At 40.9% G+C, this 13,383-nt stretch carries 9 protein-coding genes; 2 read left to right on the top strand and 7 right to left on the bottom strand.

Going from position 1 to position 13,383, the window contains the following annotated elements:
* Positions 1-255 precede the first annotated feature (255 nt).
* On the top strand, positions 256-1,968 hold the full coding sequence (locus NPE20_RS14060) for an RluA family pseudouridine synthase (protein ID WP_256539301.1): 1,713 nt from the start codon (positions 256-258) through the stop codon (positions 1,966-1,968).
* Positions 1,969-1,978: 10 nt separating this feature from the next.
* Here the strand turns inward: NPE20_RS14060 and NPE20_RS14055 are convergent, their stop codons facing one another.
* Positions 1,979-2,347, bottom strand: coding sequence for a diacylglycerol kinase family protein (locus NPE20_RS14055; RefSeq protein ID WP_256539299.1), 369 nt, complete (start codon positions 2,345-2,347; stop codon positions 1,979-1,981).
* Between the two features lie 525 nt (positions 2,348-2,872).
* On the bottom strand, positions 2,873-3,463 hold the full coding sequence (locus NPE20_RS14050; RefSeq protein ID WP_256539298.1) for a class I SAM-dependent methyltransferase: 591 nt from the start codon (positions 3,461-3,463) through the stop codon (positions 2,873-2,875).
* A 365-nt stretch (positions 3,464-3,828) separates the two neighbouring features.
* Between NPE20_RS14050 and NPE20_RS14045 the strand changes: the two genes are divergently transcribed.
* Complete coding sequence (locus NPE20_RS14045; protein WP_256539297.1) at positions 3,829-4,638, top strand: class I SAM-dependent methyltransferase; 810 nt, start codon at positions 3,829-3,831, stop codon at positions 4,636-4,638.
* Positions 4,639-4,723: 85 nt separating this feature from the next.
* On the opposite strand, the gene NPE20_RS14040 is transcribed toward NPE20_RS14045, so the two are convergent.
* From NPE20_RS14040 to NPE20_RS14020, 5 genes are all read right to left on the bottom strand, one after another.
* Positions 4,724-6,481, bottom strand: coding sequence for a DUF885 family protein (locus tag NPE20_RS14040; RefSeq protein WP_256539296.1), 1,758 nt, complete (start codon positions 6,479-6,481; stop codon positions 4,724-4,726).
* Positions 6,482-6,617: 136 nt separating this feature from the next.
* Complete coding sequence (locus NPE20_RS14035; protein ID WP_256539295.1) at positions 6,618-7,520, bottom strand: AraC family transcriptional regulator; 903 nt, start codon at positions 7,518-7,520, stop codon at positions 6,618-6,620.
* A 269-nt stretch (positions 7,521-7,789) separates the two neighbouring features.
* Positions 7,790-8,728: a dihydrodipicolinate synthase family protein gene (locus tag NPE20_RS14030; RefSeq protein WP_256539294.1), complete on the bottom strand. Its 939-nt coding sequence runs from the start codon at positions 8,726-8,728 to the stop codon at positions 7,790-7,792.
* Between the two features lie 120 nt (positions 8,729-8,848).
* Positions 8,849-10,243 carry a SusD/RagB family nutrient-binding outer membrane lipoprotein gene (locus NPE20_RS14025; RefSeq protein WP_256539293.1) on the bottom strand — a complete coding sequence of 465 codons (1,395 nt, stop codon included), beginning with the start codon at positions 10,241-10,243 and terminating at the stop codon, positions 8,849-8,851.
* A 28-nt stretch (positions 10,244-10,271) separates the two neighbouring features.
* Positions 10,272-13,292, bottom strand: a complete 3,021-nt coding sequence (locus NPE20_RS14020) for a SusC/RagA family TonB-linked outer membrane protein (protein WP_256539292.1) — start codon at positions 13,290-13,292, stop codon at positions 10,272-10,274.
* Positions 13,293-13,383: the final 91 nt, after the last annotated feature.

The following is a 13,383-nucleotide window of genomic DNA, read 5'->3' as shown; positions in this document are numbered from 1 at the left end:
AAGTATTCGATAGTCGAACATTTCTGCATCGAATATTTCAAATAAAGTTTTAAAGTTGTTCGATTTTGACTTCTTCTAAACAAACTATTAAGCAATCACAATTTGACCGCATATTATTTAACTACTTGATTTTAAATTCACTAATTAGCAATAAAAGAGGAATAAAGTGTTCGACCCTACCCCCTCTGGCTCCACACAATTAAAGGCCTAGCCAATTAGAAATAATTGGTTAGGCTTTATTTTTAATAAAGATCATTGGATAATACAAAAACAAAGCCCCTGGTAAATAACATCCCCAATAATATTATTTACTTTTCTGATAGTTCGGTTAAAGGGATTGAGTTACCTGCGTGTTTTACCTTCCCTTTTTATTATGAACCGCATCCGCTTACAAAAATAGCGGCTGCCGAACTTCAATGCTATCTGGAAACCCAAACGGACCTGCAGCACAATTTCGGTCTTACAGAAGATCATCAGGGGCCCGTTATCGGGAAAATGTTTGGTGTTTTAGTGGTTCAGGACAAACAAGGAAAATTAGGCTACTTATCGGCATTTTCGGGGAAGCTTGCCGGTTCAAATGACCATGCTAAGTTTGTCCCACCGGTTTTTGATATGCTGATCGAAGACAGCTTTTTTTTAAAAGAGCAGGAGATCATTAACACTATTAATCTGCAGATCAAAAAAATAGAATCGGGTGATAATTACAAAAACTTAAAACAGGACCTGGAGCGCTCAAATGCCCTATCTATTCAGGAAATATCTGATTTCAAGAAACAATTAAAGATCAATAAAGCCGCCCGGAAAAAACTCAGGGAAGACCAAAAGGGCATGTTAAGTGAAGTTGCTTACAGCGATTTTGAAGCAGATTTGATTAAACAAAGTTTACATGACAAGCATTTGCTTAATGTATTATTGAATAAATGGGCACAACTTTTAGGAGAAATAAGATCCGGGATAGAAGAATTTGCAACTGAGGTCGAAGCTTTAAAAAATGAGCGCAGGGAAAGATCTGCTGCTTTACAAAAGCAACTATTTGAGCAATATGAGTTTTTGAATAAAGATGGTGACAAGAAAAGTTTACAGTCTATCTTTAACGACACCGTTTTTGGAAAGCCGCCCTCGGCTGCCGGGGAGTGCGCGACACCCAAATTATTACAACACGCTTTTTTGAACGGATACAAGCCACTTGCAATGGCAGAATTTTGGTGGGGCGCTTCTCCCAAATCCGAGATCAGGAAACACAAACAATTTTATCCGGCCTGCACGGGGAAGTGTAAACCCATCCTTAAACATATGCTTGAAGGGATCACTTTAGATGAAGACCCGCTTATAAAAAATCCGGGAGAAAACCGCGAACTTACGATTGTTTACGAAGATGATGCTTTTGTAATAATCAATAAACCTGCCGAATTACTTTCGGTCCCGGGTATCCACATCCAGGATTCGGTTTATACACGGCTTAAATCAGCATTTGTAAATATTGAACCTTTGATGATCCACCGGCTGGATATGTCAACCTCCGGCTTGTTGGTTGTAGCAAAAACAAAAGAAGCACATAAATCTATTCAAAGGCAATTTCTTAAACGAACTGTGAACAAACGTTACACTGCCTTGCTTTCTAAAGTGATGGCCCCAGCAGAAGGCGAGATCGTGCTCCCGTTGCGTGGCGACTTACATAACAGACCAAGACAACTGGTATGTTCTGAATTCGGAAAAAAAAGCATAACAAAATGGAAAGTTATTACGGCTAATGAAACAACCACTAAAGTTCATTTTTGGCCATTAACCGGGCGCACCCATCAATTGCGCGTCCACTCGGCTCACGAGCAGGGGCTTAATGCGCCGATTGTTGGTGATGACCTGTATGGTACCGTTTCTGAAAGATTATACCTCCACGCTGCTTATCTTGAGTTTGCACATCCCATAACTAAAGAAAAGCTCATCTTTGAAGTTGCAGAGGATTTTTAAAGGGTTTTGCTTAATACTTCAATCCCATCAAATAAGGCAGGTAAATGATAACGGCGCATACAGTCGCGAAAAAGCATATAATAAGCACAGCCCCGGCAGATAAATCTTTTACCTGGCCAATCAATGGGTCATGCTCTTTGGTAACCCGGTCCGCTAACTTTTCGATAGCTGTATTGAAGATCTCCGCCATCCATGCCAGGCCAATCAGTATAAGGGTTACGAGCCACTCGGTTTTATTAACTTTCAGCAGGCTGTTTACTATCACAACGGCAATAGCAGCCACAAGATGAAAGATCATGTTATGTTCGTATCTAAATGCCAGCCATATTCCGCGTATGGAGTATTGATAGCTGGTTAGGTGTTTCTTGATTCTGTTCATGTTCTCTTCGGTGTAATATTTTATGCTATTTTATAACATGCGATAAATAAACAATGCAATAAGTAGCGATACAAACCATCGTTTTTGAATTAAGCGAAGCTAAAATATTCTGCTTGTCAGACTTGTCACCGAAAGCGTAATTTCCAATCAACCAAAATATGGTAGAAATCCCAATATCCATAAAATCAAATCGCCCATTTGTAAGGTGGAAAAGCTGGAATATTTCCAGGCCAAAACAATGCACGAGTGGAACAAACACGCAGTCAATTCGCCAGTTATTAAGCCTAATATAATACGGTTTTGATGTAAGCGTAATGCAAAATACCCATAACCCTTCGGGTAATGAATAAATCACAATATCATTCAAAGGTAATAGCTTAACGATATGTGCCTTTAAGCTTGTGTATGTCTCGTATGAGATCATTCGAATAACGATCTCGTTCACAACTGTTCTCTCTGTTCGATAAAATAAATAAATGAACAAACTGATGAGCAACGATACGCAAATAAAAACATACTTTCTTCTCACTTTTTTTGATAAATTAAAAGTTTGAAATAGGATGCTAAACCAAAATGAACCTCTTTTAAAAGAATAAACTTCTTGATAGTGGTTATTTCATCAATACAGAAAACCGATTTGAAGTGAAAGAACTTTGAAATCATCCCAAATGCACGATCAAAATGTCTAAGCCAGTTATTTGGTGTAAAATGATTAAGAATAAATACTTGTCCTTGTGGCTTTAATACTCTTAACACTTCTTTTAACAATTGCTCCGGATCATCTACTACGGCAATAACATGCGAGAGAACAACGTAGTCAAATTCTTCATCATAAAACAAAAGTGCCTTACCATCCATTTTAAAAACCTTGATATTTTCGCAACATTTTTTTCGGGCAATTTCGAGCATTGCTGCAGAGGTATCGATACCAACTACTTTATGCTTTTTATAAAGGTGGAAATGAGCACCGTTGCCAACACCAATCTCAAGCAAATTACCCTCAGGCAACCTATTGATTTCGTCGAACAAAACTTTCTTTTGCGGTTTCAGAAACACATCCACCAAGGGGTATAAGAATGAGAATTTGTTGTAAAAGTGATCCGTTTGATTATTCATCTGAAATCATCTAAATTATGTTGACGCTATCATTCTTGTCATAACTCATCATCTAATAAATTGGAGCCAACATCCGGTTTGGTAACCTTCAATGGTATCATATGATAACAAAAGTAATAATTTACTTTTTGTTTCAAAGTACTTTGATAGTGATTTATTATTTACAACAGAAACTTATCTGAACGATAGTTGAATTGTCAATAAATAGAATACAATGTGCTGCTGGCAGCAAATAAATCGACATAACATTTTTTCACGGAGACTCTAATTAACACAGTATAATATCACAGTAAGTTACAGACTAATAGACTCTTAGACTTGCAAAACACATAAATTATGCTAAATTTACTTTCCTAAAATCAATTATGAATCCGAACAAAGCGTTATGGGAAAAAGGCGACTTTACCCGCATAGCTGCCACCATGCGTGATAGCGGCGAAGCCTTTGTAGCTAAGTTAGGCATTACTAAAGGCATGCAAGTTCTTGACCTTGGCTGTGGGGACGGTACAACAGCTATACCAGAAGCTAAGCGTGGTGCGGTTGTTTTAGGGGTAGATATCGCACAAAACCTGGTAGCTGCAGGAAACCTGCGGGCTAAAACCGAGGGCTTGAACAATATCACTTTTAAAGAAGGCGATGCAACCAATCTAAGTGAACTTCCGGATAATAATTTTGACCTGGTAGTTAGTGTATTTGGGGCGATGTTTGCACCCAGGCCTTTTGATGTTGCTAAGGAAATGGTGCGCGTTACTAAACCCGGGGGTCGGATAGTGATGGGTAACTGGATACCGGGTGACCCAACTTTGGTGGCACAGATCCTGAAGATCAGCTCGGCTTATACACCACCGCCACCCGAAGGCTTCGTTAGCCCGATGCTTTGGGGAAAAGAAGACCAGGTCATCGAACGGTTCACGGCAGCGGGGATCCCCAAAGAAAATATCAGCTTTCTTAAAGACTCATTTACGTTTAACATTGACTGCACGCCTGCCGAATATCTGGGTATGTTCCGTTTATATTACGGCCCGACAATGAATGCCTTTGAGGCGGCCGAAAAAAATGGCCAGGCAGAAGTATTGCAACAACAATTAGAGGAGTTGTTTAACGCGCAAAACAAAGGTACTGACGGGCATACCTCAATCGACGCCAATTTCTTAAAAGTTAGCGTCAGGGTTTAAAGCTTACGATCATTATGTTCAACGACAATTAAAGGTTTTAAGATTGATCTTTCCCTGCTTCAACAATGCTAAAACATACTTAAGGCTATTTGTTAAAATCGTAAAACTTCCATTGCGTGGTAAAATCGCGATCGAGCTTTTGGTTAGTTAACGTTGCCCTCAATAGTTCTACAGGTATCAGGTTCTCTTTTATCACCGTATCATGAAATTGTTTAAGCGTCATTTTACCATTATCAACCAGTTCTTTTTTTAAGCTAAAAAGTTGCAAGCCACCTACCAGATAAGCTACCTGGTAAAGCGGACTGTAACCACCTACGAACGAGCGGCGCACTTCACCCTCGGCATTAGCTTTTTCATGACCTACCCTGTCAACCAAAAAATCAATACATTGCTGTGGCGACCATTTGCCTAAGTGATAGTTAAGCGAGAAAATAATACGCGCGCAACGGTGCATCCGCCAAAACAACATCCCTATCCTTTCTTCAGGCGTTTTGGCAAAACCTTTATCATACAATAGCAGCTCCCAGTATAACGACCAGCCTTCGATAGCAAACGGCGTAGAAAAATCCCGGCGATAGGGTTTGTAACGACTGTTCATAAAATATTGCAGATTATGACCCGGTATCAACTCATGCTGTACCGTGCCCCTCGAAAAATAAGGATTGTTGCCGCGCATACTCATTAGTTTATCTTCCGTACTCATTGTATTAGTAGGGTAGGATATGCTGATCTCTTTACCACCGGTAAAAAATGGGTTCACCAACTGCCTCTGGGGCGACATCATTACCATTCCCCAAGTTTCTTCGGCAAGTGGTGGTATGGTGATCATATCCCGCTCTTTTATGAAAGAGATAGCGTCGTTATATAGCTTTACGATCAGCTCGGGTTGTTTACCTACTTCTACATAACTATTCTTTACCTTTTCGAGGGCTTTTTTCCAGTCGTTGCCAAAACCCATTTCATTTGACGCTTTAAGCATTTCTTTATCGCACCAGGCAAATTCCTTATTGGCAAGCGCAATAAGTTCCTCAGGGGTATATGGGATCAGTTCGGCTTGCAATTGTTTTATCAGTTGATCACGGCCAATAGGGACACCCTTAATACCGCTGCTATCTGGTTTTTGTGTGGTGTTTAATACTTTTCCAGCGCCAATCAGGAGTTTGCTGTAACGTGTAAGGCTGCTATCCAATGATCTGTAAGGAGCAGCTATCCACCACGTAAATTGCGGATCGTACCCCAAGTAGAAATTACAGGTGCTTCTTAAACGATCGCGCAGACCAATAACGGCAGATTGGGCCATTTTGGCTAAAGGCATATCTATTGATGCCACTTTTTTAACCGATGCCGAGTCTGTTTTTATTTGTTTAATAATAGCGTTCAATTGCTGGGCTACCTGTTGCGCATCCATGCTGCCGCCTCGGCGGCGTTTCATTTCCAACTCGTAAATAGGATTGGCAAATGATATATATTTTTTAATGCCGTTGTATTTTTCTTCTTCTTTATCTAAATCAAGCAGCTCAAAATTGATCTTCTTTTTCAGCAGGATATAATCAACCTTACCGTAGATACTCATCGCATCAAAATTGGTACCGGCCAATTGTTTAAGATAATCGTTGTTTAGTTCAACCAATCTTTTACGCTGCTGCGGCGAGTTAAGCGCCTGTTGTCTGCGTTGATACTCCGTACGTTCATTAGTGGTGTATGGCGAATAAAAATCTGATATAGCGTCTACATCCTGGTTGTACTGAATGATCTTGCCCGACATTTCACTGGCTTGTTCATAAATAGCGGCCATATTAGCCGTGTTTTGCGCAAAAACAAGCGGACTGTAAACCGTCAACATTAAAACTAAAAGACATTTATACAGCCCGCTAACAGGAACGGAAAATAGTGTGTTTTTATTCATAAAAAAAGAAATAAGGTTGGCCATCCGGTGCCTGTCCGGCTATAAAATTGAAACCGATTATTTTTAGATCACGTTAGCTTGCTACCCGGGTAAGGTTGCTTACGTTGTTATTGTAACTGTCCAAATACTCGCGCGGAGAGCTGCCTATTAAATACTTAAACACCCTGTTAAAGTTATTAATGCTTTTAAAACCGCAATTGTAAGCTACTGTTGAGATACTTGCAAACTTATGCTCGGTAAGTTTTTTACAGGCCTCGTTAATGCGCATCTCGTTAAGGAATGATATAAAGGTATGCCCGGTATGCTTTTTAAAATATCGGCAAAATGATTCGGGTGTCATATAGGCCGCTTTTGCAACATCTTCCAGCGTTATAGATTCGCTGTAGTTTTGCATTATAAAATTGTAGATATTGCCTATCCTGATACCTTCATTTTCGGTAATGCCCGGGAAACTACCAAATGCAGAGAGCGGGCCGAGCTTAGCGTTCATCATATGCAAGTTTTTAAGCAGATTAAAGAAAGCAATGAGCTGATCGCAGCCTTTTGCCTTTTTAACCGAATACATGGCCTGCGATATTTTGTGAGAATACTCTTCGGGCACCTTAAATCCTTGCTGGTGCTGCTGAATAAAGATCTTGAACGCTTTCATTTCGGGCAGCTCAAACATAGACGAAAGTAAGCCATCCGGATTAAAGAAAATGGTTATCGCTTTTGCCCGCAAGGTACTATCGGGCTGATAATATTCATGATTACTTTTAAATAAATGCGGCAGGTTAACCCCTAATAAAAATATATCGCCGGGGCCAAAAGCATGCATGTTATTCCCTGCTATTAAAGTTCCCTCCCCTTCCTGGATCCAGGTGATCTGCGCCTCCTGGTGACGATGCAGGTAAGGATAATGATGCGGCAGGTTAACCTGCTCTGCAATCACACTTTTATCGTGTGCTACCGGTATTGTAAATTGCAGTACTTTCATGGTGGCAGATTTAATATGTGTACAATTTACAATTATTTAACTTTAAATACCAACACGTAACACTAATTAGGGTAAAATATGGGTAGTATTTGATAAAATCGATGTGATTTTGCGAAAAACAAAATCAAGCTAACGTTAAAAACAGAAGGCTGCCAAAATATTATTTGGCAGCCTTCTGTTTTGCAGTGTAATTATTAACTCAAACTTGCTTTAAGCAAAAGAATAGACATAAATACCTATCTGGCTTCGCTGTGTTAATTCTGATTAACCTATGCTGTTACTTCGCTTAACTCACCCCAGGTACCTTCAGGTAAAACCGGTCTGGTAGCCAATGCATCATCTATAATTTTTTGCACCTGCGCACGCTCTGCTCCCATCAGGGCTAAACGCGGCGCGCGTACCGTTTCGGTACCAATACCTGTTGCCACTTCGGCCAGTTTAATGTATTGTACCAGTTTGGGGTGTATATCCAGCTCTAAAACAGGCAAAAACCAACGATATATAGCCAATGCCTCATCAATACGCCCTGCTTTTACCAGCCTGTAAATAGCAACCGTTTCTTTTGGGAAGGCATCAACCAAACCGGCTACCCAGCCATGCGCGCCCATTACAAGGCTTTCCATAGCTAAGGGGTCAACCCCGGTCATTATTTTAAACCTGTCGCCAAAGCGGTTGATCATACGGGTAACATTTGATATGTTACGGGTTGATTCTTTTACCGCCTGTATATTATCATAAGCGGCAAGTTCTTCAAACATATCAAGGGTAACCTCTATTTTATAATCAACCGGGTTATTGTATATCATAATAGGCAAAGGCGTGCTTTTGGCTATCGCGCTAAAATAATTAAGCGTTTCGTAAGTATCAGCATTATATCGCATTGGTGGCAATGCCATTAAACCATCGGCACCTAAATCCAACGCTTTTTGGGCAAGTGCAATAGCTGCTTTGGTGGTTTGCTCGGCAATATTTAACAAAACAGGTATTTGCGCGTCAACAAACTTAATGGTATGCGTAAGTAACGCAAACTTTTCCTCATCGCTTAAAACACTGGCCTCCCCCAGCGATCCGCCTAATATAATGCCGTTTACACCTGCTTCTATCTGCGCGTTTAAATTCTTATCAAAGGCTTCAAAATCTAATTCATCGTTTGCTGTAAACTTTGTTGTTACTGCCGGGAAAACACCTTTCCAATCAAATTTTATCATATTTTATTATTTGTTCAAAATTAACTCTTCGCTTAAAAGTAATAATGCTGCTATTTAACAGGTTGTAGCATTATATTATCAAAAATGGGCTTAATAGTAATATCTGTTAAGTAGCATACATTATTGCGCATCCCACCATAATCTATCAGTTAACTTTGCAGTTTGTTGAGGCTGCGAATTAGCTATGATCTCTGCTTGAGGATACAATACCCGGCGCGGGATCTCCGATAATGCATTTTTCACCTTGGTTAACACCGGGAAGCCCGTTCTTCTCCAATCGGTAAAATTTTCCATCGAAAGGTAGTTCGCTATCTGCTTCTCTTCAATGATCAGTTGCAGCGCATTGCCGGCTGTTAATGCCCCCCTCGCGGTGAGATAGTTATTTGCAGCGGTAGTACCTATACCAAGCTTAGTCATGTGCGACATTACAGCATCTACATAAATGGGTTGGGCAGCGCTAACACCTGATGTAATAAGGGTAGCTTCCGCCTTTAAAAACAGCGCTTCTGAATAGTTGAAAATGTAGTTATTTGAGCTTGCATTAGCATAAAAAGGCCCACCTAATGAATATGATTCTAAGCTACCAATTCCATCAATTCCTATCTCTCTGCCTGTGTATAAGCCTGTTTCTTTTGCTGGCGCTACCATTTTTGATAATCTGGGATCGCTACGTTGTTTAAACCCTTCTACTCCCGTAGATGCCAGCACCAGCGTAGAACCCGGAAGAAAGTTTTGCTGCCATGGATTCTCTTCGCCGGCCTCACCACCAAATTCCATTTTCAGGTCATCATCGTTACTTATCATTCCTTTTTCAAGGGCGGTAAGGGCAAGCTGTGCTTGTGCTGCCGCCGTATGGCCGGGCGCTTTAGTTAAATGCATATAATAACGTGCCTTTAACGTATAAGCAAGCCTTTGCCATTTATCCATATCGCCCCCATAAAAGAAGTCGTCGCCAGCCGGCTTTAGTATGCCGCCCTTAGCAATATCTGCTATCGCATTGTCAAGCAGGGTTTGGATACTCTCGTAAATCTTCTCCTGTGAATCATACACAGGCGTTAAGTTATCTATACCATTAAAAGCCTCTGAATAGGGTATATCACCCCAAACATCGGTAGCCGAGCCAAGGCAATAGGCGGTTAGTATTTTGGCTATAGCAGCGTAATTGGTATTATTATTTGCTTCGGCTTTTTTATTTAAAATAACCAGATTATTAAGGCATTGAACGTAAAAGTTGTACCAATCGCCGTCCATATCCTGGTTGTACATTAAATAAGTACCTGCATTAGGCGGCGGCTGGTTCAGCGCTATCACCTGCATATATTCCTGTATTATAATAGCCAGGTTACCGCCCCCGGCGGCTTGTATGTTTTGTGATATAGCTACTTCTACCGGTGCAAGTATTAAAGCCTCGCTTACGTTTACAGGCCTGTTAGGGTCCTTATTTACATCGATATATTTTTTACACCCCGTAAATACGGTGAGTGTAACTGTTAGTAAGATTATATATTTTTTCATGTTTACTTTATTTGCAATAAGCAAAAGCTTATAAGGTGAACTTAATATTAAAATCGATTGACCTTGATGTTGGTGTAGAGAATGAATAGATCCCCTGCGATCCGTTTGCAGCTCCAAACGAACTTACTTCAGGGTCGCCACCGGTAAAATGTGGTGCATGTATCCACAAGTTACGACCGGTAACCCCCACCGAGGCCGATTTGAAAGGCGTTTTAGCTAACCATGATGGCTTAAAGCTATAACCAATACTTACATTACGTAACTTAATATAACTGCCATCCTGAATCACAGATTCCAGCACACCATTAATACGTTGGTAATACGCCTGCCCGTTAACAGATACTGTATTTGGCTGGCCGGTTGTAGCGTTTATACCGTCAACAACACGCGGGCCTCTATCTTCTGTCACCTTTGGTGTTCCATAAAAATAGCCGTATCCATCAACGTTATTCTGAATATCACCACCTTGTTTAATATCAAAGAAGAAGCTTAATGAAAATTGTTTATACCTGATATTGTTGTTCATCCCGCCAAGCCAGTCGGGGTTTATGTTACCAACAATCCCTTGCTCGGCATCGGCAAACGGCAATCCGGTATCATCAGTTAGCAATTTACCCTGATCATTACGCGCGTAACGCGTACCAAAGATAACCCCATAAGGCTGATCCAGGATAATAGATGTAAAGCCATTGCTAAGTTGTTTTTGATCCTGGTAAATACCGAGCACCTTATTGCGGAGCCGTGTAAAGTTTAAGGTAAGGTCCCAACGGAAATCCTGCGTTTTAACCGGGGTCGCGTTCAATAATACCTCAATACCCCTGTTACGCATTTTAGCAGAGTTTACGCTGGTGGCACTATAGCCGGTTGACGGCGCAATGGCCACATTTGGAATAATCCCATCAATGGTTTGCTTATTAAAATAAGATGCTTCTAAACTGATACGGTTGTTAAAAAAGCCTGCCTCGAAACCAACTTCAAACTCGTTGATCCTTTCGTTTTTAAGGGTGGCGTTAGCAAGCGTATTGCTTATCAAGAACCCTGCCTGCCCGCTGTATGGAAAAGCTATATTGCGGATAGTTTGCTTATCGTAAGCCGTTGATAAATTATACGCGCCTATGCTGCCGTCGTTACCCACAGTACCGTAAGAAACCCTCACTTTACCCAGGTTCATTATTTGCTTAAAGCTATCAGAAAAGAATTCGGAAAATATGAAGCTGGTTGCTGCCGAGCCGTAAGGATAAAAGTTTTTATCCGTTGCTAGTACCGAGTTTCCATCATATCTGCCTGTAAGGGATAATATCAGGAAACGTTTATAATCTACCGATGATTGCAGATAAAACCCAACTTTACGCTGTAGGTAAGATCCTTCGCTATAAGTAACCGACGATGCCGAGCTCATGTTATATAAACCAGGCACGGTTAATCCAACACCGTTAGCATATGTATTTTCTGAATATGTTGATATAATGTTATTTCCCAATAACACGTCTATATTAAAATCGCCGGCCTGCTTGTTGGCACTGATAATTAAATCATTGTTGATTTGTCTGAAGGTGTTATTATAATCAACCAAACGCCCGTTCGGATTAGATGATGACTTGGTCGACTCGCGGTATCTTGCCATCTCTGTATACACATCTGCCCCGAAGCGCTCGGTGATAGTAAGCCACTTTAAAGGTTTGTAATCTGCCGTAAATGTTGGCAGAAACCTGTTTACTGATGATGTGTTCTTGATATTGTCAAGCACCCAATAAGGGTTATTGCGCGAAAAACGATACAAACGCTGTGTGCCATCAGGATTTGTAGAAGGCTGCATATTGTAAGATATAGGCGCCGAAAAAATTGTCCAAACCGGGCTTTCCAGTGCGTATCCTTCCGGCATCCTGTCGTTTTTGGAGTTAGCATAATTCAGCTGGAACGTGGTATGTAAATTTGGAAGGATCTCTGCCCCATATTTGGCAAATATTGTGTTCCTTTTAAAAGATGTTGTAGGTACTGTTCCGTCCTGCGTAAGGTTTGAATAAGATATTAAGTAGGTAGATGCTGCACCGCCGCCGTTTATGCTTACTGTATTGTTATAAGTATGCCCTGTTCTAAAAAACAAATCGGACTGGTTGTACTTTTTGGCGGGTTGGCCGTTAATTAACAGCGTATCCATAAGAGCGCCCCATGAGGTACTTGTTTTTTGACTTTCGCCATCAAAATAAATCCCGTTGGTTCCCAGCGAGTACTTGCTTTGTATTTGTGGTAATAAAGGTTTCTCGAACGAAAAATCGGATGAAACGTTAATGGTCGCCCTTTTATTTAATCCTCCATTTTTGGTTGTGATAATAACAACGCCATTAGCGCCTTTAGAGCCGTATAGCGCTGTTGCGGCAGCACCCTTTAATACGTTTATGTTATCTATTATAGCAGGGTCGATATCTGCCAGCCTGTTAGTTCCCGGGCCCGAATTAAGGTTACCCGTTTCCGCATTGTCAACCGGCACACCATCAATTACCATTAGCGGCTGGTTTTCGCCAAAAAAGGATGACCCGCCACGTATAACTATCCTTGAAGAGCTACCCGGCGTGCCCGATGAACTTGTTACTTGCACACCCGAAACTTTGCCTGCAATAGCATTTACCAGGTTGGGTTCTTTTGTTTGCGTGAGCTGTTCTCCTTTTATTTCCTGTGTGCTGTAAGTAAGGTTTCGCTTCTCTCGCTTTACACCTAATGCTGTCACCACAACCTCGCCCAGGGCCTGCCTGTCTGGGGCTAAGGTTATAACCAAATTAGTTTCGTTGGTTACATTTATATTCTTAGTGGTGTAGCCTATAAAACTTACAATTAAAGTCGACGGATTATTATAGCTTATTGAAAAGCTTCCGTCTGCCGCGCTGCTTACCGCATTTGTGGTTCCTTTTACTTTGATGGTAGCACCGGGCACAGGTGCATTATCATCATCAAGTATTTTACCTCGCAGTTGTGTGGTTTGTGCGTATACCGTAGCTGTAAATGTACAGCATAGTATAAGGCACGCAAATTTGAGTAGCCATTTAAAATCCATATCCAGTTATTTTAGGGGTTAATAAAACTTTAGGATAAAGATATTAGCATTGCCAACCGGGAGTTAGCCGTAATTTGCTCACTAATAGCAA

Origin of the sequence: Mucilaginibacter aquariorum (genome assembly GCF_024498135.1) — a bacterium.
Classification (GTDB): domain Bacteria; phylum Bacteroidota; class Bacteroidia; order Sphingobacteriales; family Sphingobacteriaceae; genus Mucilaginibacter; species Mucilaginibacter aquariorum.
Note: the sequence above shows the minus strand (reverse complement) of the source record. Positions and strands in the feature narration are given on the sequence as shown.

Bases quoted from the DNA above. Each gene is read 5' to 3' on its own strand.
- NPE20_RS14055 (WP_256539299.1), bottom strand. From the start codon at position 2,347: ATGAACAGAATCAAGAAACACCTAACCAGCTATCAATACTCCATACGC.
- NPE20_RS14050 (WP_256539298.1), bottom strand. From the start codon at position 3,463: ATGAATAATCAAACGGATCACTTTTACAACAAATTCTCATTCTTATAC.
- NPE20_RS14045 (WP_256539297.1), top strand. From the start codon at position 3,829: ATGAATCCGAACAAAGCGTTATGGGAAAAAGGCGACTTTACCCGCATA.
- NPE20_RS14040 (WP_256539296.1), bottom strand. From the start codon at position 6,481: ATGTTGACGGTTTACAGTCCGCTTGTTTTTGCGCAAAACACGGCTAAT.
- NPE20_RS14035 (WP_256539295.1), bottom strand. From the start codon at position 7,520: ATGAAAGTACTGCAATTTACAATACCGGTAGCACACGATAAAAGTGTG.
- NPE20_RS14030 (WP_256539294.1), bottom strand. From the start codon at position 8,728: ATGATAAAATTTGATTGGAAAGGTGTTTTCCCGGCAGTAACAACAAAG.
- NPE20_RS14025 (WP_256539293.1), bottom strand. From the start codon at position 10,243: ATGAAAAAATATATAATCTTACTAACAGTTACACTCACCGTATTTACG.
- NPE20_RS14020 (WP_256539292.1), bottom strand. From the start codon at position 13,292: ATGGATTTTAAATGGCTACTCAAATTTGCGTGCCTTATACTATGCTGT.